Origin of the sequence: Knoellia sp. S7-12, from assembly GCF_040518285.1 — a bacterium.
GTDB lineage: Bacteria > Actinomycetota > Actinomycetes > Actinomycetales > Dermatophilaceae > Knoellia.
In genome coordinates this window covers 2206203-2228666 of record NZ_CP155449.1, presented here as the reverse complement: position 1 = coordinate 2228666, position 22464 = coordinate 2206203, and the positions used below count along the sequence as shown (strand labels likewise).

The following is a 22464-nucleotide window of genomic DNA, read 5'->3' as shown; positions in this document are numbered from 1 at the left end:
CAGGAACACATAGGCTGCTGCCATGACTGCGGGTGAGAGCGTTCGGGGGACCGACAGCGACCCCGTCGACCGCGTCCTGACGCTGCCCAATGCCCTGTCGGCACTGCGACTGCTCGGCGTCCCGGTGTTCATCTGGGCGATCGCGACGCAGCACGATGCGATCGCCCTCGTCATCCTCATGGCGTCGGGCATCACGGACTACCTCGACGGCAAGATCGCCCGCCACTACGGCCTCGTGTCGCGCGTCGGTCAGCTGCTCGACCCCATCGCCGACCGCCTCTACATCGTCACCACCCTCGTCGGTCTGGCCTGGCGCGACATCATCCCGTGGTGGCTCGTCGTGGTGCTCTTCGCACGAGAGGCCTTCATGGGGGTCGTCGTGCTCATCGCCAAGCGCTACGGCTGGACCGGGCTGCCCGTCCACTTCATCGGCAAGGCCGCGACCTTCAACCTCCTCTACTCGTTCCCGGCGCTGCTCATGGCCGACGGCGACGGGTGGCTCGCGTCGTTCGCCCGGCCCGTCGGGTGGGGCTTCGCGTGGTGGGGCACGGTGCTCTACTGGGTCGCCGGAATCATGTATGCCGTGCAGCTGCGTCAGCTCATCGCTCGCCGTGGTGCCCCGTGAGTCCGCAGGTCACGACTCCGCCGCGGCGGCCGGATGCGTCGATGACGCTCATCACGTCGATGCTCGAGCGGCCCCTCGACTCCGGCTACGCCGCTGCTGCCGAACGGCGCGAGAAGGCCGGCCTCCCGCCCGCCACGAGCCTGCGGTCACCGGCGCTCATCGTGTTCGCCCTCATCATCGGCATCCTCGTCGGAATCGCCGCGATGCAGCTGCGAGGTGGCGAGACGACCAAGGAACGCACCAAGGCAAGCCTCATCGAGCGCATCGACCAGCAACAGGAAGTCGTCGACACACGGGCGGGCCAGGCCAGTGGGCTGCGCGCCGAGATCTCGGGCCTTGACGCTGAGACGCTGAGAGACGTGAGTGAAGAGCTGGCCCAGAGTGTTGAACGCCTGTCGCTCGTGGCCGGAGCCGTGCCGGTGCGCGGGCCGGGCTTCGTCGTCACCATCGACGATGCTCCCAACCCCGAGGGCAGCGGGAGCAACTTCGACCCTCGCTCCAGCGCCGACAAGGCAGAGGGCACGGTCTTCGCCAAGGACCTGCAGGTCGTCACCAACAGCCTCTGGCAAGCCGGAGCCGAGGCGGTGGCGGTCAATGGCCAACGACTGACATCAACTGCGTCCATCCGGTTTGCCGGAGAGGCGATCCTGGTCGACTACCGGCCCCTCAAACGGCCCTATGTCGTCACCGCCATCGGGGACCCCGGCAAGATGCCCGCCACGTTCGCCGATGGCAACGGCGGCACGTACCTCTCGACGCTCAAGAGTTCCTTCGGCATCCGGGTTGAGACGGTGGTGCGCAAAGAGGTCACGATTCCGGCGTCGGCGACGCTGGGGACCCGAGCCGCCACCCCCGCGGATAAGGTCAAGGACGCAGCCACGCCCTCACCCGAAGGAGATTCGTCGTGATCCCCGCCCTGGGACTGGTCATCGGCATTGTTGCCGGTGTCCTCTTGCAGCCCGAGGTTCCCCTGTGGCTGCAGCCCTACCTGCCCATCGCCGTGATCGCGGCGCTCGACGCCGTGTTCGGCGCGGTCCGGGCCGTGCTCGACGGGATCTTCAACGACAAGGTCTTCGTCATCTCGTTCCTGTCCAACGTCGTCGTCGCAGCATTCATCGTCTTCCTCGGCGACCAGCTCGGCGTCGGCAGTCAACTCTCGACCGGTGTCGTCGTGGTGCTCGGGGTGCGGATCTTCTCCAACGTCGCGTCCATCCGCCGACACCTCTTCAACGCGTGAGTCGGCGGTCATGAGTGAGCAGGATGGCGCGGCCTCGGAGGGTGGCTCGCGCAAGGCTTGGCATCGGCTGGGCCGCGCAGGTCGTCCGCGCCCGACCAAGGCCAACGTCCTGGCCACCGTCCTCGCTCTCGGTCTTGGTTTCGCCATCGCAGCCCAGGTGCACCAGACGTCGATCGAGGGCCTCGAGGACCTGCGCGAGGACGAGCTGATCCGCATCCTCGACACGGTGGACCAGGACGGCAACCGGCTCGCCGAGGAGATCCAGACCCTTCAGCTCTCCCGCGATCGGCTCAAGAGCACCACCACGAGTCTCACCGAAGCCCAGCAGGCGGCGCAGCAGCGGCTGGACTCGCTCGCGATCATGGCTGGAACCGTCCCCGCCAAAGGTCCCGGGATCGTCCTGACGATCCGCGACCCCGAGAACGGTGTCACGGCACCCCTGCTTCTCGACACACTTCAGGAGTTGCGCGACGCCGGCGCCGAGGCGGTTGAGATCAACAATGTGCGCGTTGTCGCCAACACCTACTTCACCGATGATGAGGGCGGGATCGCGATCTCGGGCAAGGCCGTGACTGCTCCCTACGTCGTCACGGCGATCGGTGACGGCTCCACGCTCGCGTCCGCCATGGAGATCCCCGGTGGCGTGACCGAGTCGGTTCGCACCGCCAAGGGTGAGGCGGGTGTCGAAACCAAGGAGGAGGTCACGGTGTCCGCGTTGCAGACCGTTTCCGAGCCTCAGTACGCTCGACCCGTACCCAGTCCCACGACGTCCTGAACGGACCTGAAGGAGCCCAACGATGAGCGACCTCGAGTACCCGAGCAACCTGCGCTACACCGCCGAGCACGAGTGGGTGCGCGCCTCCGACGACGGAACCGTTCGGATCGGGATCACCTCGTTCGCGCAGGACGCTCTCGGTGACGTCGTCTACGTCAGCCTCCCTGCCGTGGGGGACACCATCGCCGTCGGGGACGCCTGCGGTGAGGTCGAGTCGACCAAGTCCGTCAGCGACCTCTATGCCCCGCTCGCCGGCGAGGTCTCGGCCGTCAACGCCTCCTTGGACGCCTCACCCGAGCTCGTGAACTCCGATCCCTACGGTGAGGGCTGGATGTACGAACTGAAGCCCAGCGACGCCGCAGCCGTCGAGGGTCTGCTCGATGTCGAGGCCTATCAGCAACAGCTCAGCTGATTCGCAGGCCATCCACGGCCAACCGCCTGTTCATCCCCAAGGTGGTCATCTAGGGTGAGTGCTTCAGCGCAGAACCGTGTTCACCGAACCCGTAGCCCTGACCCATCCCCGCAGACGAGGAGCCTCACAGATGAGTGACGACAGTCGCGAGACCCCCGAGCGCGAGCCGGAGTCGTCGACGACGATGCGCTTCCAGGCGGTGCCAGGGCTCGAGAAGTCCGACGTCGTCCACGAGAGCGAGCACGTCCTCACCCGTGCCGACCAGGCCACCGTCGAGGCGCTTCGTCCCGGCACTGCCCTGCTCGTCGTCCTGCGTGGCCCCAACACCGGGGCGCGGTTCCTTCTCGACGACGACGTCGTGTCCTCGGGTCGTCACCCGGAGAGCGACATCTTCCTCGACGACGTCACGGTGTCGAGGCAACACGCGACGTTCGAGCGCGCGCAGGACCACTTCGTCGTCAAGGACGTCGGCTCCCTCAACGGGACCTACGTCAATCGCGAGCGGATCGACGAGTCGGTGCTGCAGACGGGCGACGAGGTGCAGATCGGCAAGTACCGCCTCGTCTTCTATGCCGGCAAGCGGGCCTGAGCGGCCGCTGACCATCGGGAAGGTCCTCGACGCGCTGCGCGAGGAGTTCCCGGAGGTCAGCATCTCCAAGATCAGATTCCTCGAGGTCGAGGGTTTGGTCGAGCCGAAGCGCACTGCCGCCGGCTACCGCACCTACGCGCCCGCTGATGTCGAACGTCTGCGCTATGTCCTGCGCGCGCAGCGCGACCGGTTCTGGCCGCTCAAGGTCATCCGCGAGGCACTGGATGCACTCGACCGCGGGCTCGAGCCGACCGCTGACGCCGACGCGCGCCCGCGTCCACCGGCCCCGGAGTCCGACCCTGACGTCCCCGACGCCAACAGTCTCCTGCCCGGGGTCGCGGTCCGCCTCACTCGCTACGAGTTGACGACCGCCACCGGGCTCGACCTCGAGACGATCTCATCGCTGGAGGGTTTCGGCGTTCTGCGCGCCGATGTCGAGGGCCATTTCTCGGGAGCCGACCTCCAGGCGGCGCATGCCGCCGCCGGCCTCGCGGCATACGGGATCGAAGCGCGCCACTTGCGCCCGTTCCGCACTGCAGCCGATCGCGAAGTCGGCCTGGTCGAGCAGGCGATGAGCACTCGGCGAACCGCGGGACGCGCCAAGGACCAGGCGGATGTCGCCCACCTCTGCCTGCAGTTGCACGCCGCGCTGGTCAAGGGTGGTCTGGCCCGACCCTGACGACGTACGGTGGAAGGGTGAAGTCACTGGACGTCCTTGGGGTTCGAGTCGAGATGCCGACGAATCAGCCCATCGTCCTGCTCCGTGAGCGGGACGGCAGTCGATACCTGCCCATCTGGGTCGGGGCGGCCGAGGCTGCCGCGATCGCCTACGCCCAGCAGGGCGTGGTCCCACCGCGGCCCCTCACGCACGACCTCATCAAGAACCTCCTCGATGGCCTGGGGCACACACTGCTCCGGGTCCGCATCACGCGACTGGAGGAGGGTGTCTTCCACGCGGTGCTGGACATCGACGGTGGCGCAGACGGGGGAGGGCAGAGCATCGACTCGCGTTCCTCGGATGCCATCGCGCTGGCGCTGCGCTTCGGGGTCGACATCGTCACGACCGAGGACCTGCTCGACGAGGCCGGTGTCGCCATGGCCGAGGAGGAGCAGGAAGAGAACGAGGTCGAGAAGTTCAAGGAGTTCCTCGACCACGTTTCTGCCGACGACTTCGACACCGGAGACCAACCGTCAAGTTGAGGGTGAGTGTTACTGATGTTACTCACGACACGCATGAGGTTAGGGTCCAGTGGTAGTTGACCCCGGGTCTTCCGCGCCCTAGCGTCACCACCAAGAGAACGACGTCCATGTAGTTACAGGCACCGTGGTGCAGCAGGAGGCTGGCGTGAACGCCATCGAAGAACACCCCAAGGCTCATGTGCCCATCGCGGCACAGGGTCTGCTGTTCACGGACGACTTGCCCACCCTCGACGAGGAGATGGGCTACCGAGGTCCGACCGCGTGCCAGGCCGCCGGCATCACCTACCGTCAGCTCGACTACTGGGCCCGCACCTCACTCGTGGAGCCCTCGGTGCGGGGAGCGGCAGGCTCGGGTTCGCAGCGGCTCTACGGCTTCCGCGACATCCTCGCGCTCAAGATCGTCAAGCGCCTGCTCGACACCGGTGTCTCGCTGCAGCAGATCCGCGGCGCCGTCCAGGTGTTGCGTGACCGCGGCGTCGACGACCTTGCCCAGATCACCCTCATGAGCGACGGTGCATCGGTCTACGAGTGCACATCCGACGAAGAGGTCATCGACCTGCTCCAGGGTGGCCAGGGCGTCTTCGGCATCGCAGTCGGCAAGGTCTGGCGAGAGGTCGAGGGCGACCTGTCCCACCTCCCGAGCGAGCGCCTCTCCGACGAGACGCCGGCAGCGCACCCCGATGACGAGCTCAGTGCACGTCGGGCCGCGCGACTCGCCTGACACCCACCCAGACACTCTCGATGACGGCGTGTGCCCTTCGGGGTACGCGCCGTTTGTTACGCTGACGGCGCCGCAAACACCGTGCGGGAGAGTCCCTGGTCCAGTTGGAGCCAGGGCGCCGAAGGGGCAAACTCCCCGGAACCTCTCAGGCGCAAAGGACTGCACGGATCAGGCACCTCTGAGACGGCTCATGCCGCGACAGAAGGGGAGGCCCGTGCCCGCCCGTGTGCCAGGAGCCTCACCCTCATGACCCAGACCACGATCCACACCAGTGACCTGCCCGCCTTTGCGGAGCGCCACATCGGCCCGAGCGACGGTGACGTCGCCGAGATGCTCGCCACGATCGGACGTGCCAGCCTCGACGAACTCACCGCAACCGCCGTGCCGGATGCCATCCGCGCGACCGAGGCCATGGACATCGTTCCGGCTGAGTCAGAGCGCGCCGTCGTCAAGGAGTTGCGGGCCCTCGCCGCCCGCAACCAGGTCCTCACCTCGATGATCGGGCTGGGCTACTACGGCACGGTCACGCCGGCGGTCATCCAGCGCAACGTCCTCGAGAACCCCGCCTGGTACACCGCCTACACGCCCTACCAGCCCGAGATATCCCAGGGCCGGCTCGAAGCACTCCTCAACTTCCAGACGGTCGTCGGCGACCTCACTGCGCTGAGTACCGCAGGCGCATCATTACTCGACGAGTCCACGGCCGCGGCCGAGGCGATGACCCTGATGCGCCGCTCGAGCAAGGCCGCGGGCGACGCGGTCCTGCTCGTCGACGAGGCGACCTTTCCCCAGACGCTGGCCGTGATGCGCACCCGGGCCCTCCCGCTCGGCATCGAGATCGTTGTCGCCGACCTGTCCTCGGTGACCTCACGCGACACCCTGGTCGCGGCTGCCGGAGGTCGTGACGTCTTTGGTGTTCTCGTGCAGTACCCCGACCTCCACGGCCGCCTTCGCAACCACCGCGCCCTCGCCGAGGCGGCCCATGAGGCTGGCGCGCTCGTCACGGCCGCCGCCGACCTCATGGCTTTGACGCTGGCCACGGCGCCGGGGGAGTGGGGCGCCGACATCGCCGTCGGAACCACGCAGCGGTTCGGTGTCCCGATGGGCTTCGGTGGACCGCACGCCGGCTACATGTCCGTGCGAGCCGGACTTGAGCGGACCCTTCCGGGCCGGCTCGTCGGTGTCTCGGTCGACGTGACGGGAGCACCGGCATACCGGCTTGCTCTCCAGACGCGCGAACAGCACATCCGGCGCGAGAAGGCGACCTCCAACATCTGCACGGCGCAGGTCCTTCTGGCCGTCATGGCCAGCATGTATGCCGTCTATCACGGTCCTCGCGGTCTGCGCGCCATCGCGCTGCGGATCCACGCGCACGCCACGACGCTGGCGGACGCGCTGCGCGCCGGTGGCGTCGACGTGGACAGTGAAGCGGGCTTTGACACGCTGTCGATCCGCGTGCCGGGTCGTGCCGACGAGATCGTCGAGGCGGCTCTGGAGCAGGGCACCAACGTCTGGCGCCACGATGCCGACACGGTGCTCCTCTCTGTCGACGAGACGACCGAGCTCGACGACGTGGCGAAGGTGTGCCGCGCGTTCGGGGTCGATGGACCGACGGGTATCCAGATCGCCCAGCCCGCTTGGGACGAGGCGCTCGTGCGCACCTCCGACTACCTCACCCACCCGGTCTTCACGAGCCATCACAGTGAGACGTCGATGCTGCGCTACCTGCGGCGCCTCTCCGACCGGGACTTTGCCCTCGACCGAGGGATGATCCCGCTCGGCTCGTGCACGATGAAGCTCAACGCGACGACCGAGATGCTCGCCATCACGTGGCCCGAGTTCGCCGATCTCCACCCGTTCGCACCACTTGACCAGACCGAGGGGATCCGCCACCTCATCGACGAGCTGTCGCAGTGGCTCTGCGACATCACCGGCTACGACGCGGTGTCCCTGCAGCCCAATGCTGGATCGCAGGGTGAATTCGCCGGCCTCCTGGCCATCGCCGCCTACCACCGCTCCCAGGGCCAGGGCGAGCGCACCGTCTGCCTCATCCCGGCCAGTGCTCATGGCACCAACGCCGCCAGTGCGGTCATGGCCGGCATGAAGGTCGTCGTCGTCAAGACCGACGTCATCACGGGCAACGTCGACATGGACGACCTCAAGGTCAAGGTCGAGGAGCACCGCGACGACCTCGCGGCGATCATGGTGACCTACCCGTCGACCCACGGTGTCTTCGAGGACACGATCACCGACCTGTGCGCGATGGTGCACGACGCCGGCGGTCAGGTCTATGTCGACGGGGCCAACCTCAACGCCCTCGTCGGTCTGGCTCAGCCGGGTCGTTTTGGTGCCGATGTGTCGCACCTCAACCTGCACAAGACGTTCTGCATCCCGCACGGTGGTGGCGGTCCCGGCGTCGGCCCCGTGGCCTGCCGCGAGCACCTCGCACCCTTCCTCCCCAACCACCCCCTCGACGGCAAGGCCGGTCCCGAGACCGGCGTCGGCCCGGTGTCGGGCGCGCCCTACGGCTCGGCGGGCATCCTGCCGATCTCGTGGGCCTATGTGCGCCTCATGGGTGCGGCGGGTCTGCGCCGTGCGACCGAGGTGGCCGTCCTCAACGCCAACTACGTCGCGGCGCGGCTGCGAGACCACTACCCGGTGCTCTACTCGGGTGAGGGCGGCCTCGTCGCCCACGAATGCATCCTCGATGTGCGCCCGCTCACCAAGGAGACGGGCGTGAGCGTGGACGACATCGCGAAGCGGCTCATCGACTACGGCTTCCACGCCCCGACGATGTCCTTTCCCGTCGCCGGGACGCTCATGGTCGAGCCCACCGAGAGCGAGGACAAGCTCGAGCTCGATCGCTTCTGCGACGCGATGATCGCGATCCGCGAGGAGATCGACGCCGTCGGCGCTGCGGGCAGCGCCGCAACGAGTGTTCTGAGGGGCGCGCCGCACACTGCGATCTCGCTCGCGGGGGACTGGGACGTGGACTACACCCGTCAAGAGGCGGCCTTCCCGCAGGGCGTCGACCCCCTCGCGAAGTACTGGCCGCCGGTCCGACGCATCGACGGCGCCTACGGCGACCGCCACCTCGTGTGCTCGTGCCCGCCGCCCGAGGCGTTCGAGGACTGACCACATACGACGGGTATGCCGTGTGCTCGCGCCGCGTGATCCTCTCGGGTCACGCGGCGCTTGCGTGGGCCCTGCGCGTCTGGCGGTGAAGCGTCTTTCACATCAACCTGCGCAGGAGCGGAACCGACTGCTGCCCGGGTTCATCGCGAACTGAGCGCCGCACGCCCTTGGTCAGCTCGCGACGGCAGTTGCGTCGGGCAAAGGTCAGGCCGCGCTCTCGGCTCCGGGGGTGGAGATGGCGACAGTGCTCCCGCTGGCGGTCTTGCGGACGACGAGCTGGCTGGTGATGCGGCTGCGGAGTTCGCCCACGTGCGAGACGACGCCGACGGCTCGCCCACCCTCGCGCAGGGAGTCAAGGACGGAGATGACCTGCTCGAGGCTTTCGTCATCGAGCGTGCCGAAGCCTTCGTCGACGAACAGCGTGCCGAGGTCGAAGCCTCCGGACTCTTCGCGCACGGCATCGGCGAGGCCGAGGGCCAGCGCGAGGGAGGCCATGAAGGCCTCGCCGCCCGACAGGGTCGAGGTCTCACGACTCACGCCCGTCCACTGGTCGAGGACCCTCAGTCCCAGCCCGCTGCGCGCGCCACGGGCGGCCAACCGGTCGGAGTGCTCGAGGGTGTAGCGACCGTCGCCCATGATCCGGAGCCGCTCGTTGGCGAGGCGGGCGACGGTGTCGAGTCGGGCGGCGAGGACGAACGAGGTGAGTCGCATGCGCAGGGTGTTGTTGAGCCCGCCGCCGGTGAACGTGTCGGCGAGCTCCTTGATCCGGTGGTGGTGTGTCAGGGCTGGTCCCGCCGCGTCGAGGCCTGCGATCAGACTCGACCGCACCGTGGTGAAGGAGCGACGGGTGGCGCTGGCCTCGGTCTGCGCGGACTGCGCCATGAGCAGGGCCGTCTTGGCTTGCTGCGCGGCCGATGAGACGGCATCGAGATCAGGCGCCGGAGCAGACTCAGCCGCAATGACCTCATCGTCCTCGAGAATTGCAGTCGCAGACGAGCGCGCGCGATCGTGGTCGTGCAGGCGGTCCCGGAGCCGGTCCAGGGCAGCGGGTCCCATGGCAGCGGCAGAGGCCTCGTCGAGCGAGCCGAACCCCACCTCGGCAGCTGCGGCCTGCCCGACCTCTGTCGCCGAAGCGAGACGGAGCGTCGTCTCGTCACTGCGTTTGAGGGACTGGCGCCAGGTCTGGGCCGCCGCCACCACCCGGCGATGCGCCTGCACGAGGTCGTGAGTGGTGGACACCGGGCCGGGATCGGTCGAAGCACCGTGGCCCTTGTCGGCCAGAGCGTTGGCGCGCGTGCTGGCGGGCACGCAGGGGCAGCTCGAGTGGGCCTCGAGCAGCCCGGTGGTGGAAGCCGCGTCGGCGATCTCTGCCTGCTGTGCCTGCTCGGCCACGGTGGTGGCCCGGGCCAGGTCCTGTTGCGCCGCCGCGACGGCCAGGTCAATGCGTTGCAGCTCCGCGCGCGCGGCAGCGAGCTTCTTGTCGCCGGCCGCCCGCTTCGCGGCGCGGGCTTGCACCTGGGCCTGTCGAGCGCTGGCTGACTCTGCCTCGTCAGTCAGGGCTCTCAGGTCGAGGTCGCGCGCGGACTCGACTCCGAGGACCCGTAGCGCCTCGGTGAGCAGGGCCTGGGCGCTGGCGGCCGCGGTCTCAGACTGCTGGTGCGTTCGGGACAGGGCGGCGTGGGCCAGACGGGCATCGTCGAGCTCGGCGGCGCTCACCCGATCGCCCTCGCGAGCCGGAGCCGGATGTTCGTCGGCGCCGCACACGGGGCACGACTGTCCATCGACAAGACCCTCGGCCAGCTCGGCAGCCATCTGTGAGAGTCGCCGGGCCACGACGTCCTGCTCGTGATCGCGGGCATCCTGGGCAGCCGTGCGAGCCTGCGTGGCTGCGGTGGCGAGTCGCGACACAGTCACCTCGTCCTCGACCACACGTCGAGCCAGTCGAAGCCGGTCACGAGCAATCTCGGCGACGCTCTCCACACCCTCGCGGGAGGCATCGGCCTCAAGGGCATCTGCCACTGCGGACTCGGCCTCGGTCACGTGATCCACGGCGTTCGCCCGGTCGGTGTCGGCCGTCTCGAGAATCCGGGTTGCTCCGGTGATGGCGTCGATGTGGCCCCGTGTCTGCCGGGCGCGATGGGCGCGCGTGGCCTCGAGCCGGACCAGCTCACGCAGGGTGTCGTCATGGCCTTCGAGTTGGTCGATAAGGGTCGTCGGGTCCACCGCATCAGGAGCGTTCATCGCCTCAGGAGCGACGGCGTGCACGCGAGCGGTCGCGGCGTAGAGTGCCTCCGCCGCGCGTTCGACCTCGGCGGCCTCACGCGCGATGGCGGCGACGTGGCCGCGCACGGAGGCGGCGCGGCTGGCGGCATCGTGAGTGACCCTGGCAACGGCGATGTCGTCCTCGTCCCGGTCGAGTTCCGAGAGCGTCGCTCGGGCGAGGCGAGCCCGCTCTCGCAGGGCCGTGGCGTTGCGAGCGCGCTCGGCAGCGGTGGCAGCAGCGCCCTCGGTGGCCGCGGCGGCGTCAAGCGCCACCATGGCCTCGGACACCAAGGCGTCGAGCTCGTGGCCGGTGACCTCGAGCAGGGTGCGGATGGCGTCGGGGGAAGCCGGATCGACGGCAGGTCTGCCATCACGGGTACGGTCGTCAACAGTGGGTCGACCATCGAGGGCGCCTGCTCCGACTTCGGATGCGGGGACAACCCCGGCGTCCTCGCCGAGCGGCTGCTCACCCATGCCGCTTGCCGCGACCACGTCTGCGAGGCGGGCCAGATCGGTGTCGATGCTGCCTCGCAGGCTGCTGACCCTGGCTTCGCTCGAGCGACGTTCGTCGACGAGCCACTCCTCGACGTCGGCGTAGCGCGTGATGTCGAACAGCTTCTCGAGCAGGGCGCGACGGTCGTCGTCCTTGGCTGTGAGGAACGCCGCGAACTCACCCTGGGGCAGCATCGCCACCTTGGCGAACTGCTCCTTGCCCATGCCGAGGACGTCGTGGAGGACCTCGGCGGCCTCGTCGTTGCGGGTCGAGAGCACGGACCATGTGCCACCTCGAAGCTCGGAGAGCGTCACGGTCGCAGGAGCCTCGATGCTGCCCGTGCCACGCTTCTTGGGTCGGACGTGCGCGGGCGAACGTCGAATGGCGAATCGCCTCGTGCCGCAGGTGAATTCGAGTGCCACAGATGGTGTGACCGAGGGCGCCGCGTGGTCGCTGGCGATGCCGCGCTTGTCGCGCAGTCCGGGCACGTCGGCGAAGAGCGCGAAGCAGATCGCATCGAGCAGGCTGGTCTTGCCGGCGCCGGTGGGTCCGTGGATGAGGAACAACCCGGCAGACGTCAACGCATCGAAGTCGACTGCGATCTCGTCAGGAAAGGGACCGAAAGCCGTGACACCGAGGTGGTGGATCCTCATGCCGCGCCCGCGCTCCGGCGAGAAGAGGTGCCGCCTTCACCCTCGCTGGCAGATCGATGCAGGCGCGCACCCTCAACGGCCTTGCCGAGCAGCTCTCGCTCGGCTTCGTCTGCGCCGTGTCCTCCACGGACGTGGGTGAGGAAGTCGCAGCACACGTCGAGGTCGGAGCGCGCGGTGAGCGACGCGGCATACGCACTCATCGTGGTGACCGAACCGGAAGGTGCGAAGCGCAGGTCAAGAGTGTGGGGGAAGCGGGCGCGCAGGCGCTCCATGGCGCCGAGCGGACGGATGGGGTCGGTGAGCGTCACCTGACACCACGCCGACTCCGCGGCCGTGTGCTGTCGATCGCTGAGCAGCTCGTCCAGGGTGCCGCGCAGCAGCACGAGGGGCCGCTCCACGGGCGCGGCGACGAACTGCGCGACAGGCTGGTCACCATCGAGGTCGACGAGCCACGAACCCTTGGTGTGAGCGGCCTCGCTGAACGACATCGCCACGGGAGAGCCGGAGTAGCGGACCGCCTCGGACACCTGCTGGCGGCCGTGGAGGTGACCCAGCGCGGCGTAGTCGACCCCGGCGAACACCTCGGGCGGCACCGCCGCGACACCGCCCACCGAGATGTCGCGCTCGGAGTCGCTGGTCGCACCGCCGGTGACGAACGCGTGCGCCATGACGACGGACCGACGCTGCGGGCCGGTGTCGAGGGAGGTTCGGACGCGAGCCATGGCGGCGCGCAGGGCGCCGGCGTGCGTGCGCTCGCTCGTCCCCAGAGGTCCGGCTGCGAGGGAGGGCTCGAGGTAGGGGAGGGGATGGATGGCGACATCACCGACGACCACCGGACGACCGATGTCGTCGATGCTCGTGCGGATGTGCAGCCCCGAGCGCTCGAGGAGGCGCGACGCGAAGCCCAGTCGGATCGCCGAGTCGTGATTGCCGCTGGAGAGCACAACCGTGGCGCCAGCGTCGATGAGCCGCTCGACCGCATCGGAGAGCATCGCCACGGTGTCGGGCGCGGGCAGAGCGCGGTCATAGAGGTCACCCGACACAAGAACGGCGTCGACGGACTCGGAGCGCACGACCTCGACGAGATGGTCGAGGAAGGCCGACTGGGCATCCTGCAGCCCCACCTGGTGGAACGCCCGTCCCAGGTGCCAGTCGGAGGTATGGATCATGCGCACGTCTCTGAGGCTAGGTGGGGGTGCCGACAGCCCTCGTGACCGAAACGCGGATTCGGCCACGTTCCATTCGCGCGCTGTGCTCGGATGGTGATTGAGTTGGCCCCCCGGGCCGATGTTCGGGCTACAGATCGGGAGGTGGATGGCGTGGGTGCTGAGGTCAGCGCACAGAGCTACACACGCGAGGAGCGGCAGCGCTATCGCGAGAAGGTGCGTCAGAACCTCGACGTGTTCGAGCGGATGCTGGGTCAGCACTCGTTCGAGTTCGACCGACCATTGACCGGTCTCGAGATCGAGCTCAACCTCGTCAACGGGGATTTCGACCCGCACTTCGCCAACGCCGAGGTGCTCCGGGCCATCGCCGATCCGGGCTACCAGACCGAGTTGGCGCAATACAACATCGAGCTCAACGTCCTGCCACGGCCGCTCCCGGGCGACTCTGCGCTCGAACTCGAGCACGATCTGCGCGAGTCGCTCAACGCCGCCGACGCCAAGGCGCGCGAGGTGGGATCGCGACTCGTGGCGATCGGCATCCTCCCGACGATCATGCCCGAGCACTACGAGGGCGAGTGGATCAGCGACAACAACCGCTACACCGCCCTCAACGACTCGATCTTCGTGGCCCGCGGTGAGGACATCTATCTCGACATCACCGGCCCCCAGGGTGAACGCGTCGCGACCTACTGCGACTCGATCGCTCCCGAGTCGGCGTGCACAAGCGTCCAGCTGCACCTCCAAGTAGCACCGAACGACTTCGCCGACCACTGGAACGCCGCCCAGGCGATCTCGCCGGTCCAGGTCGCGCTCGCAGCGAACTCACCGTTCTTCTTCGGGCAGCGGCTCCATGCCGAGACGCGGATCGAGCTCTTCAAGCAGGCGACCGACACCCGGCCCATCGAGCTCAAGAACCAGGGCGTGCGGCCGCGGGTGTTCTTCGGTGAGCGCTGGATCACCTCGATCTTCGACCTCTTCGAGGAGAACTCCCGCTACTTCCCGGCGCTCCTCGCCGAGACCACCGACGAGGACCCAATGGCCAAGCTGGAGGCGGGTGAGGCCCCTGACCTCGCCGAGTTGCGTCTGCACAACGGCACCGTCTATCGCTGGAACCGTCCGATCTACGACATCGTCAAGGGCCGGCCGCACCTGCGGGTCGAGAACCGCGTCCTCCCGGCCGGGCCGACCATTGCCGACACCTTGGCCAACGCCGCGTTCTACTACGGCGTGGTGCGCAAGCTCGCGAGCACCGAGCGCCCGGTCTGGACCAAGATGAGTTTCGCCGCGTGTGAGGAGAACTTTCACCGCGGCGCCCGGGACGGCATCGAGGCCCGCCTCTATTGGCCGGGGTTCGGGGAGGTCGGGGTCGACGAGCTCGTCCTGCGCCACCTGCTCCCGCTCGCGCACGAGGGCCTTGAGGAGTGGGGCGTCTCGCAGGCGGTGCGTGACCGCTTCCTCGGCATCATCGAGGCCCGCTGCCAGGCCGGTGCCAACGGCGCGACCTGGCAGACCGAGGCCGTGCGCCGGTTCGAGGAGCGAGGTTCGGACCGACTCAAGGCGCTGCACGAGATGCTCGAGCTCTACACGGAGCACATGAGCTCCAATGAGCCCGTGCACACCTGGCCGCTTCCCTGAGGGTCAGGCCGAGTGAGGGTCAGGCCGAGTGAGGGTCAGCCGAGGCTGTTCCAGAGCTTGATCGCGGGCTGTTCGCGTTCGTACTCGAGCACGCTCACCGAGCCGGCGTCGAGTAGGAGCTTTGCTGCGAAGCGTGGTTGCTCACGCAGGAACACGGTGGCGAGGATCCGCAGGGCGTGCCCGTGCCCAAACAGCAGCACGTCCCGCGAGGCGAAGACCGGAGCCGCACGCAGCAGCACTCGAGATGCGCGGGCCGCAACTTCCTCGACCGTCTCGCCTGGCGTCTTGCCCGGGATCACGCCGTGCTCGAACGCCGCCCAGTCGTAGCCGAGCTCGGCCCGGATCTCCTTGGTCGTGCGGCCTTCATAGGCTCCGTAGTCCCACTCCACGAGGTTGGGATCGACCTCGGGAGAGCCGAATCCGGCGATCTGGGCGGTTCGTTGCGCCCTCTGCATCGGCGACGACAGGACGAGTCCGAAGTCGTAGTCAGCGAGACGCTGCGAGAGCGTCGCCGCGTCTCCTTCGCCCTGCGGGGTGAGCGGGATGTCGGTGGTGCCAGTGTGTTGACCGGACTCACTCCACTCGGTCTTGCCGTGGCGGACGAGGACGATGCGGCCTTCGGGGACTGCGGGTGCGCCGGTCATGCGCGCCACTCTGGCAGGACCTGCGCAACCCGCGCCACCTCGTGCCCACTGCGACAGCAGCGGTGTTGTCCCGCTCTGGCAGGATCGGCGTATGCCGCGCCACCTGGCTTTCCTTCGTGCCATCAACCTGGGTGCCCATCGCAAGGTGCCCATGGCCGAGTTGCGCGAGCGCCTCTCGGAGGCCGGCTTCACCGACGTCGAGACGCACATCCAGACCGGCAACATCGCGCTCACGTCGACGATGCGCTCAGCCGCAAAGGTCGAGGCAGCCATCGAGGACCTGCTGGGGGAGTGGCGCGGGTTCGAGGTCCCGACGATGGTCCGTTCTCCGACTGAGTTCGGGGCCCTGGTCCAGCAAATCGACGCCACGCCACCGTTGGTGGGCGCGAATCCCCGTCGTTATGTCGCGTTCGCCAAGGCGGAGGTGAGCGAGGCCGCGCAAGCCGCGCTCACGGCATACGAGGACACTCCGGAACGTTCCCGTGTGGTGGGGCGGGACGTCCTCCTCGAGATCGACGGAGACTTCCACACCGCCAGGCTGGGCGGCGCCAAGCTGGAGCGGTTGGCGGGCACCGCACTCACCACGCGCGACATCAAGGTCGTGCGCGCCATCAATGAGAAGTGGGGATCATGACGACCACGACCGAGACCGACACCGCATCCCGGTCACCGGGGCTTCGTGTCCTGGGCATCATCTGGGCCATCGCCCTCGTGCCCGCCGGGCTGTTCACGATGCTCATCACCGTCTTTGCCATGTCACCCGTCCAGTGCCCCGACACCGGGGGCTCGGTGCTGTGCCGCACCCCGAGCACGGGTGCGCTCGGTATCGGGATCGTCGGCATACTCCTCCTCGCTGCGCTTTTCACGGCGGTCGGATCGGTCAACTCTCGCGAGAAGTCGCGACAGGGGCGCCTCCTCGTCATTTCAGTCCTGCTGGCGATCGCGGCTCCGGCGCTGGCCGCCCTCGGCGCAGCGAGCTGGTCCTGATGCCACCCATCCCGACAACGAAACTGGAGCACGAGATGACCGACGCAGCATCGACCGAACCGGAGACCGGCGGCACAGGTCCCGGCCACCGCTCGGTGACTTTGACGCGCACCTCCCGCGGCGAGTTCGAGGTGACGAACGCCCGAGGCGGGACCATCCACATCGGCACCGGGGAGTCCGACGACTTCACGCCGGTCGAGCTCCTCCTCACGGCCATCGCCGGCTGCAGTGCCGTCGACGTCGACTTCATCACCGCCAAGCGGGCCGAACCGACCGAGTTCACCGTCGTGAGCGAGGGCGACAAGGCCAAGAGCTCCGAGAAGGGCAACTACATGGAGGACCTTGAAGTGACGTTCCGCGTGCGCTTCCCCGAAGGTCCCGAGGGTGACAAGGCCCGCGAGATGCTGCCCCGGTCGATCGCCCAGTCACACGACCGCCTGTGCACGGTCTCTCGCACCGTGCAGCTCGGCACCCCGATCACGATGCGTGAGGACTGACGTCATGGCCCGCTATCTCGATGTCCACCCGGTCGATCCGCAGCCGCGCGCCATCAAGCAGGCGGTCGACACCCTGCGTGGGGGCGGTCTCATCGCCTACCCGACCGACTCCGGCTACGCCCTGGGTGCGGCTCTGGGCAACCAATCGGGCAAGGACCGCATCCGCGACATCCGTCGGCTCGACGACAAGCACCACTACACACTCGTGTGTTCCGACTTCGCGCAGCTCGGCCAGTTCGTGCACGTCGACAACGCGGTCTTCCGTGCGGTCAAGGCGGCGACGCCCGGCTCCTACACGTTCATCCTCCCGGCAACCGGTGAGGTGCCTCGCAAGCTGCTGCACCCCAAGAAGAAGACCGTTGGCGTGCGCATCCCTGAACACCCGGTCGTGCAGGCGCTGCTCGCCGAGCTGGGCGAGCCGATGCTCACGTCCACCCTCATCCTCCCGGGCGAGAGCGAGCCGATGACCGACGGCTGGCAGGTCAAGGAGGAGCTCGATCACGTCGTCGACATCGTCATCGACTCGGGGGAGTGCGGCACCGAACCCACGACCGTCGTCGACCTGTCCGGGGACGTCGCCGAGGTGCTGCGAGTGGGTTCCGGCGATCCGAGCCGCTTCGAGGTGTGAGCGCAGGATGGTGAGGGTGCCGAAGTGACTGAGCCGACGTTCCCGGACATCGTCCTGCAGTCACTCACTCGCCACGGGGTGCTCCCGAGCCGTGGCTACGTCACGCTCGGTCACTACGACGCGCTCATCTGCCACTACCCGCCCGAGCCCGATCGGGCCTTCGTCGTGCACTGGACGCGCTCGGAGCGGGACCCGGCGGAGCTCTTCGGTGAGCTCACGGCATACCTGCGTGATGCCGGAGCGCGTAGCGCGGAGTGGTGGTTCCGCGACGACTCGACTCCTCACGGACTCGAGGAGATCGTCCTCGCCGCGGGCGCGGAAACCGTCGAGGACCAGGCGTGTGTGGCGCGGGCCGTGAACAAGGGACTTCCCGAGATCGCACCCGGAGTTCGCGTCACGCTCGTCGAGGACTCCACGTCGCTCGACGCGATGGTCGACATCGGCGTGGAGGTGTTCGAGAGTCCCGAGCCGCCGGATCGCGCCGAGCTGTTGACAGAGGTTCTCGACGAGCTCCACCGGGCTACGGGTGCGTGGGTCGTCGGGTGGCTCGACGGTGAGCCGGTGGGCCGCGCCCGGGTCGGCTTCGAGTCGAACGTGGCCCCCCTGGTCGGGGCGGCGGTTCTGCCGCACGCTCGCCGACGAGGGGTGTATGCCGCGATGCTCGCCGCCCGTCTCGACCTCGCCTCGACCGTCGGTTGCCACACTGCCGTGACCAAGGCTCGCCGCACCCAGTCGTTGCCGATCCTGCTGCGTGAGGGGTTCACCGTTATCGGTCACGAGCGGGCGCATCTGCTCGACATCGGGCCCTGACGTGCGTCACCCCCACCGATACGTGAGCCCTGGACCGGTGGGGGTGACGCGAGCCTGCACGGGAGGAAATCGAGCAGGCTCGGCTGCGGTGAAGCGAAGAACTCCCTGATCCGCGCTTCCACAGCGTCAATCACTGTAGGAATGCCGCGGTCAACGCGGGGTCCGCTGGAAGTCAAGAGTTGGTATGCCGGGTCAAGAGTCTGTGGCCCGTGGCCAGCTCTGCGGGATTCTGGTTTTCGTCGGTGGCCGGCGCTAGGTTGTCGCGCGTGATCAACGATGTCCTCGAGCTCGACCTCACGGGTGAGGTGTGGGAGTGGCGCGGACCTGCCCCGTTCCACTTCATGTCCGTCCCGGACGAGTTGTGCGACGACGTTCGCGAGGCGGCTGAGCTCGTCAGCTATGGGTGGGGCATGGTGCCGGTGACGCTGCGGATCGGTGCGACAGAATGGACGACCTCGCTCTGGCCCAAGGACGGCGGCTACGTCGTGCCGCTCAAGGACAAGGTGCGCAGAGCCGAGGGAATCGCGCTGGGCGATGTCGTGACGGTGGCCATGGAGATCCACCTGAATGTGTGAGTTCGCCTGCGAATCAATTGAATTGGTTCGGTCGGCACTGGCAGCAGCACTCGATGACGAGGGGATGAGTCCATGACCATCAGCAACAGCGGTGCGCCTGACGAGGTCGACGTCAGCGCTCTGGCCATCAACGTCGCCATCCCGGAGTCGCTGCAGTGGCACGACTCCCGTCGAGGTGAGGAGTTCGTCCTGTTGACGCTCAACATCCGGCTCCTCCCGGACGGACACGTTGCGGCCAAGGCCTACGGGCGGCCGGTTGCTGGCGGACGCGGGGGCTACACGTCGTTTCGGGTGCCCGATCGACCTGAGCTCGCGGACCTCATCGCCGCGGCGGCAACGCGCGCGAGTGCGCTCTGGTCGGCGCACAGGGGGCTTCAGTGACGAGCGCAGCACGGCAGAGGCCGCCCCGCTACACCCACGGGCACGAGGCGGCGACGCTCGCATCCCACGGGAAGCGCACAGCGCAGACGTCGTGTGGCTACCTGTTGCCTGTGCTCGAACCCGGGATGCGGCTTCTCGACGTCGGCTGTGGGCCGGGCACCATCACGCTCGACCTCGCCGAGGTCGTGACGCCGGGCCGGGTCGTGGGGATCGAGCCGGTCGAGGGTCCGCTCGTGGCCGCTCGCGAGGAGGCTGCGCGCCGCGGCGACGCCACCACCCGCTTTGAGCAGGCCGATGTCTTCGACCTGCCCTTTGACGACGACTCCTTCGACGTCGTCCACGCGCACCAGGTCCTGCAGCACCTCACCGACCCGGTCCGTGCCCTCGTCGAGATGGCCCGCGTGTGTCGCCCCGGCGGGCGGGTCGCAGCCCGGGACGCCGACTACGCGGCCATGGCCTGGTATCCCGAGGTGCCCGAGCTGGACGACTGGCGCTCGATCTATCGGGATGTGGCTCGTGGGAACGGCGCCGAGCCCGATGCGGGGCGGCGCCTGCGCGGCTGGGCACGAGCCGCAGGGCTCGCTGACGTCAGCCTGACGACGAGCGTCTGGACGTATGCCGACGACGCCGCGTGCCGCTGGTGGGGCGAGAGTCAGGCAGAGCGATATGTGGGCAAGGTGTTTGCCGACCAGGCGGCCGAGCGCGGCGTCGATGCCGAGCAGTTGGGTCGCATTGCTGACGGGTGGAGACGCTGGGGTGCCTCACCCGATGCCTGGTTCACGATCCTGCACGGGGAGCTGCTGGCACAGGTGCGCTGAGAACCACGAACAGGGCTAACGTCGTGTCGTGACGATCCGCCGGGCGACCACTGACGACTTGGAAGCGATGCGCGCGATCTGCGTGCTCACCGGGGACAACGGCAGCGACGGGACGGGCCGCTGGTCGGATGATGGCCTGCTTCCCGACGTCTACCTCGAGCCCTATCTCCGGTATCCGGATGGTCTCGGGTGGGTCGTGGATGAGGGTGCTGGCCCCGTGGGATACGTCATTGCGGTGTCCGACACAGTCGATTTCGTGGGGTGGTGGCGCCGCTCCTGGATCGGTGAATTCGTGGAGCGGCACGGCGGCGGCGCTGAGCGCCCCGAGGAGGAGTGGCTCTTCGATGGAGGCACCCGCCCGGAGCTGATGCTCGCATCGGCCGCCTACGCGGACTTCCCCGCGCACTTGCACATTGACCTGTTGCCGGTGGCGCAGGGACGCGGGCTCGGCCGTGAGCTCCTGCGCACCCTCGGAAAGGAGTTGGATCATCTGGGCGTGCCCGGAGTCCACCTCAGGGTGGGGGAGGCCAACGTCGATGCGGCGGCGTTCTACCGGCGGCTGGGGTTCGATTCGCCCGAGCCCTTCGTCATGACGTCCAGCTCGTCACGCCTCGCGAGAGCCTGATTCACCCTCTGTGGACTTCGCACCGGGTGGCGTACACCGAACAGAGAAGGGAGCCAGAGATGCGCAATGAGGCGATGGAGCAGCTGGGAGTTCTGGTGGGGGAGTGGGACACCACGCTGACCAACGCATGGTTCCTCGAGCCGCCCGATCAGGAGGTGCCTGGTTCAGCGGCGGTCGAATGGTTGGGTGACGCGTTCGTGGTCTTCCGCTGGACGATGCAGGGCGATGTGGGCTCGGCAACGAGTGAGCAGGTCCTGGTGCTTGGCCGCAGCGACGCCCAGGACGAGTTCACCGCGCTGTATCACGACGAGAGAGGCGTCTGCCGGGTCTTCGCCATGACGTTCGCGAGCTCGCACTGGATCCTGATGCGCGAGGATCCCGACATGTTTCAGCGGTTCGTCGCTGATGTCACGCCCGATCGGATCGTGGGTCGATGGGAGGCGTCCGACGACCGGGGCGCCACGTGGCGCAAGGACTTCGACCTCAGTTTCGCTCGCCGCTGAGAGGTGCTGTCGCCGGGAGGCGAGTTGTTGCCATCGGGAGGTGCACTGTCACGGACAGGCCGCCACCAGAACGTGGTGTCAGAGTGAGGGTTCCGTCGTGTGCTCGGACAATGCTTTTCGCGATGGCCAAGCCGAGGCCGACACCGGCATGGTCCGATCGGATGCGCTGGGTGCCACGGTGGAACGGCTCCACAAGGGTGGGCACGAATTGTGGGGAGAGCACCTCCCCAGTGTTCTCGACAATGAGCGCCACGGCCTCCTGCTCAACGCTCGTGGTGATCCAGATGGTGCCGTCCGCCGGCAGATTGTGCACGATTGCGTTGTGCACAAGGTTCGTCGTCAGCTGCAGCAGCAGGGCGTGTGAGCCGGTCGTGGGGGAGTAGGCGCTTGACGTCTCGATGGAGATGCCGCGTGCTTCTGCCCGGGGGAGAAGCGTCTCGGTGGCTTCCTCCGCCATGAGAGACAGGTCGACGAGCTCTGTGGTGAAGGACCGTTGGTCGGCCTGACTGAGCAGGAGCAGGGCCTCGGTGAGGTCGATCGCTCGCGTGTTGACGAAGCGCAGCCGGTCGACGAGCTCGCCGGTGTCCTGGTTCGGATCGGTGCGGGCCACGTCAAGAAGCGTCTGTGTGATCGCAAGCGGAGTGCGCAGCTCGTGAGAGGCGTTGGCCGCAAATCTCTGCTGCTCGGCGACGTGCTCCTCGAGCCGGGCCAGCATCGCGTCGAAGGTGTCCGACAATTCGCGGAACTCGTCCTGGCGGCCCTCGAGCTGGATCCGGTGGGACAGCGAGCCTCCCGCGGCCCTGCGGGTCGCGGTGGTGATGCGTGTCAGCGGCGCGAGCATCTGGCCGGCAAGGATCCACCCTCCTACCAGACCGAACACCAGCAGTGCCGCCATCGCCAGGGCCGCCTTCGGGACGAACGCGCGCTGGAGATCGGCCCGGTTGGGAACGAACCTCTCAGGTCCCGGGCCGGGACCGGTGGTGACATCGGGCACGTAGCGCAAAAGGAAGACCCAGACCACGGCGAGCAACAAGACACCCGCCACCATGAGGAACCCCGCGTAGCTGAGGGTGAGCTTGAGCCGGACCGTCAT

The 22464-nt window shown here is 68.0% G+C and carries 25 protein-coding genes and 1 riboswitch; of the genes, 21 read left to right on the top strand and 4 right to left on the bottom strand.

Annotated elements, in window-relative coordinates; all coding sequences use genetic code 11:
* Window positions 1-22 precede the first annotated feature (22 nt).
* The 10 genes from V6K52_RS10780 (at window position 23) to gcvP (ending at window position 8694) form a co-directional block, all read left to right on the top strand.
* Complete coding sequence (locus V6K52_RS10780; protein WP_353950117.1) at window positions 23-625, top strand: CDP-alcohol phosphatidyltransferase family protein; 603 nt, start codon at window positions 23-25, stop codon at window positions 623-625.
* A 41-nt stretch (window positions 626-666) separates the two neighbouring features.
* A complete protein-coding gene (locus V6K52_RS10775; protein ID WP_353950116.1) occupies window positions 667-1533 on the top strand; it encodes a DUF881 domain-containing protein in 867 nt (288 codons plus the stop codon).
* On the top strand, window positions 1530-1862 hold the full coding sequence (locus tag V6K52_RS10770; protein ID WP_035903021.1) for a small basic family protein: 333 nt from the start codon (window positions 1530-1532) through the stop codon (window positions 1860-1862). The genes V6K52_RS10775 and V6K52_RS10770 overlap by 4 nt, the downstream gene beginning before the upstream one ends.
* Window positions 1863-1872: 10 nt before the next feature.
* Window positions 1873-2637 (top strand): DUF881 domain-containing protein, encoded by a 765-nt coding sequence (locus V6K52_RS10765; protein WP_353950115.1) that lies wholly within the window; start codon window positions 1873-1875, stop codon window positions 2635-2637.
* A gap of 22 nt (window positions 2638-2659) precedes the next feature.
* Complete coding sequence (gene gcvH / locus V6K52_RS10760) at window positions 2660-3049, top strand: glycine cleavage system protein GcvH (RefSeq protein ID WP_353950114.1); 390 nt, start codon at window positions 2660-2662, stop codon at window positions 3047-3049.
* Window positions 3050-3179: 130 nt separating this feature from the next.
* Window positions 3180-3638, top strand: a complete 459-nt coding sequence (locus tag V6K52_RS10755) for an FHA domain-containing protein (protein WP_353950113.1) — start codon at window positions 3180-3182, stop codon at window positions 3636-3638.
* Entirely contained in the window at window positions 3619-4317 is a 699-nt protein-coding gene (locus V6K52_RS10750; protein WP_353950112.1) for a MerR family transcriptional regulator, read from the top strand. Before V6K52_RS10755 ends, V6K52_RS10750 begins: the two co-directional genes overlap by 20 nt.
* Before the next feature lie 17 nt (window positions 4318-4334).
* Window positions 4335-4838, top strand: a complete 504-nt coding sequence (locus tag V6K52_RS10745) for a bifunctional nuclease family protein (protein ID WP_353950111.1) — start codon at window positions 4335-4337, stop codon at window positions 4836-4838.
* Between the two features lie 145 nt (window positions 4839-4983).
* A complete protein-coding gene (locus V6K52_RS10740) occupies window positions 4984-5559 on the top strand; it encodes a MerR family transcriptional regulator (protein ID WP_353950110.1) in 576 nt (191 codons plus the stop codon).
* 74 nt (window positions 5560-5633) lie between these two features.
* Window positions 5634-5731, top strand: a riboswitch (glycine riboswitch).
* 74 nt (window positions 5732-5805) lie between these two features.
* Window positions 5806-8694, top strand: a complete 2889-nt coding sequence (gene gcvP, locus V6K52_RS10735) for an aminomethyl-transferring glycine dehydrogenase (protein WP_353950109.1) — start codon at window positions 5806-5808, stop codon at window positions 8692-8694.
* A gap of 204 nt (window positions 8695-8898) precedes the next feature.
* Here gcvP and V6K52_RS10730 read toward each other — a convergent pair whose 3' ends face one another.
* Together V6K52_RS10730 and V6K52_RS10725 are read right to left on the bottom strand one after the other, a co-directional pair.
* The gene (locus V6K52_RS10730) at window positions 8899-12102 is read right to left on the bottom strand and encodes an SMC family ATPase (RefSeq protein ID WP_353950108.1); all 3204 of its coding nucleotides are present in this window, start codon (window positions 12100-12102) and stop codon (window positions 8899-8901) included.
* Window positions 12099-13277 carry an exonuclease SbcCD subunit D gene (locus V6K52_RS10725; protein ID WP_353950107.1) on the bottom strand — a complete coding sequence of 393 codons (1179 nt, stop codon included), beginning with the start codon at window positions 13275-13277 and terminating at the stop codon, window positions 12099-12101. Before V6K52_RS10725 ends, V6K52_RS10730 begins: the two co-directional genes overlap by 4 nt.
* A gap of 144 nt (window positions 13278-13421) precedes the next feature.
* Between V6K52_RS10725 and V6K52_RS10720 the strand changes: the two genes are divergently transcribed.
* Window positions 13422-14903, top strand: coding sequence for a glutamate-cysteine ligase family protein (locus tag V6K52_RS10720; RefSeq protein WP_353950106.1), 1482 nt, complete (start codon window positions 13422-13424; stop codon window positions 14901-14903).
* A gap of 35 nt (window positions 14904-14938) precedes the next feature.
* Here V6K52_RS10720 and V6K52_RS10715 read toward each other — a convergent pair whose 3' ends face one another.
* Complete coding sequence (locus tag V6K52_RS10715; protein WP_353950105.1) at window positions 14939-15547, bottom strand: histidine phosphatase family protein; 609 nt, start codon at window positions 15545-15547, stop codon at window positions 14939-14941.
* A 91-nt stretch (window positions 15548-15638) separates the two neighbouring features.
* Between V6K52_RS10715 and V6K52_RS10710 the strand changes: the two genes are divergently transcribed.
* The 10 genes from V6K52_RS10710 (at window position 15639) to V6K52_RS10665 (ending at window position 21371) form a co-directional block, all read left to right on the top strand.
* The gene (locus V6K52_RS10710) at window positions 15639-16181 is read left to right on the top strand and encodes a DUF1697 domain-containing protein (RefSeq protein ID WP_353950104.1); all 543 of its coding nucleotides are present in this window, start codon (window positions 15639-15641) and stop codon (window positions 16179-16181) included.
* Window positions 16178-16534 (top strand): hypothetical protein, encoded by a 357-nt coding sequence (locus V6K52_RS10705; protein ID WP_353950103.1) that lies wholly within the window; start codon window positions 16178-16180, stop codon window positions 16532-16534. The genes V6K52_RS10710 and V6K52_RS10705 overlap by 4 nt, the downstream gene beginning before the upstream one ends.
* Before the next feature lie 35 nt (window positions 16535-16569).
* Window positions 16570-17031, top strand: coding sequence for an OsmC family protein (locus V6K52_RS10700; RefSeq protein WP_353950102.1), 462 nt, complete (start codon window positions 16570-16572; stop codon window positions 17029-17031).
* Between the two features lie 4 nt (window positions 17032-17035).
* Window positions 17036-17659: an L-threonylcarbamoyladenylate synthase gene (locus V6K52_RS10695; protein WP_353950101.1), complete on the top strand. Its 624-nt coding sequence runs from the start codon at window positions 17036-17038 to the stop codon at window positions 17657-17659.
* Between the two features lie 24 nt (window positions 17660-17683).
* The gene (locus tag V6K52_RS10690; RefSeq protein WP_353950100.1) at window positions 17684-18469 is read left to right on the top strand and encodes a GNAT family N-acetyltransferase; all 786 of its coding nucleotides are present in this window, start codon (window positions 17684-17686) and stop codon (window positions 18467-18469) included.
* 266 nt (window positions 18470-18735) lie between these two features.
* Complete coding sequence (locus tag V6K52_RS10685; protein ID WP_353950099.1) at window positions 18736-19044, top strand: DUF1905 domain-containing protein; 309 nt, start codon at window positions 18736-18738, stop codon at window positions 19042-19044.
* A 72-nt stretch (window positions 19045-19116) separates the two neighbouring features.
* Window positions 19117-19425 carry a hypothetical protein gene (locus V6K52_RS10680; protein ID WP_353950098.1) on the top strand — a complete coding sequence of 103 codons (309 nt, stop codon included), beginning with the start codon at window positions 19117-19119 and terminating at the stop codon, window positions 19423-19425.
* Window positions 19422-20243: a methyltransferase domain-containing protein gene (locus tag V6K52_RS10675; protein WP_353950097.1), complete on the top strand. Its 822-nt coding sequence runs from the start codon at window positions 19422-19424 to the stop codon at window positions 20241-20243. Before V6K52_RS10680 ends, V6K52_RS10675 begins: the two co-directional genes overlap by 4 nt.
* A gap of 28 nt (window positions 20244-20271) precedes the next feature.
* Entirely contained in the window at window positions 20272-20868 is a 597-nt protein-coding gene (locus V6K52_RS10670) for a GNAT family N-acetyltransferase (protein ID WP_353950096.1), read from the top strand.
* 59 nt (window positions 20869-20927) lie between these two features.
* Window positions 20928-21371: a hypothetical protein gene (locus tag V6K52_RS10665; protein ID WP_353950095.1), complete on the top strand. Its 444-nt coding sequence runs from the start codon at window positions 20928-20930 to the stop codon at window positions 21369-21371.
* Here V6K52_RS10665 and V6K52_RS10660 read toward each other — a convergent pair.
* Window positions 21352-22464, bottom strand: a complete 1113-nt coding sequence (locus V6K52_RS10660; RefSeq protein ID WP_353950094.1) for a HAMP domain-containing sensor histidine kinase — start codon at window positions 22462-22464, stop codon at window positions 21352-21354. The two genes, V6K52_RS10665 and V6K52_RS10660, sit on opposite strands and share 20 nt — an antisense overlap.

Coding starts and splice junctions, on each gene's coding strand:
- V6K52_RS10780 (WP_353950117.1), top strand. CDS start 23: ATGACTGCGGGTGAGAGCGTTCGGGGGACCGACAGCGACCCCGTCGAC.
- V6K52_RS10775 (WP_353950116.1), top strand. CDS start 667: ATGACGCTCATCACGTCGATGCTCGAGCGGCCCCTCGACTCCGGCTAC.
- V6K52_RS10765 (WP_353950115.1), top strand. CDS start 1,873: ATGAGTGAGCAGGATGGCGCGGCCTCGGAGGGTGGCTCGCGCAAGGCT.
- gcvH (WP_353950114.1), top strand. CDS start 2,660: ATGAGCGACCTCGAGTACCCGAGCAACCTGCGCTACACCGCCGAGCAC.
- V6K52_RS10755 (WP_353950113.1), top strand. CDS start 3,180: ATGAGTGACGACAGTCGCGAGACCCCCGAGCGCGAGCCGGAGTCGTCG.
- V6K52_RS10750 (WP_353950112.1), top strand. CDS start 3,619: ATGCCGGCAAGCGGGCCTGAGCGGCCGCTGACCATCGGGAAGGTCCTC.
- gcvP (WP_353950109.1), top strand. CDS start 5,806: ATGACCCAGACCACGATCCACACCAGTGACCTGCCCGCCTTTGCGGAG.
- V6K52_RS10730 (WP_353950108.1), bottom strand. CDS start 12,102: ATGAGGATCCACCACCTCGGTGTCACGGCTTTCGGTCCCTTTCCTGAC.
- V6K52_RS10715 (WP_353950105.1), bottom strand. CDS start 15,547: ATGACCGGCGCACCCGCAGTCCCCGAAGGCCGCATCGTCCTCGTCCGC.
- V6K52_RS10710 (WP_353950104.1), top strand. CDS start 15,639: ATGCCGCGCCACCTGGCTTTCCTTCGTGCCATCAACCTGGGTGCCCAT.
- V6K52_RS10705 (WP_353950103.1), top strand. CDS start 16,178: ATGACGACCACGACCGAGACCGACACCGCATCCCGGTCACCGGGGCTT.
- V6K52_RS10700 (WP_353950102.1), top strand. CDS start 16,570: ATGACCGACGCAGCATCGACCGAACCGGAGACCGGCGGCACAGGTCCC.
- V6K52_RS10695 (WP_353950101.1), top strand. CDS start 17,036: ATGGCCCGCTATCTCGATGTCCACCCGGTCGATCCGCAGCCGCGCGCC.
- V6K52_RS10680 (WP_353950098.1), top strand. CDS start 19,117: ATGACCATCAGCAACAGCGGTGCGCCTGACGAGGTCGACGTCAGCGCT.
- V6K52_RS10665 (WP_353950095.1), top strand. CDS start 20,928: ATGCGCAATGAGGCGATGGAGCAGCTGGGAGTTCTGGTGGGGGAGTGG.
- V6K52_RS10660 (WP_353950094.1), bottom strand. CDS start 22,464: ATGACGGTCCGGCTCAAGCTCACCCTCAGCTACGCGGGGTTCCTCATG.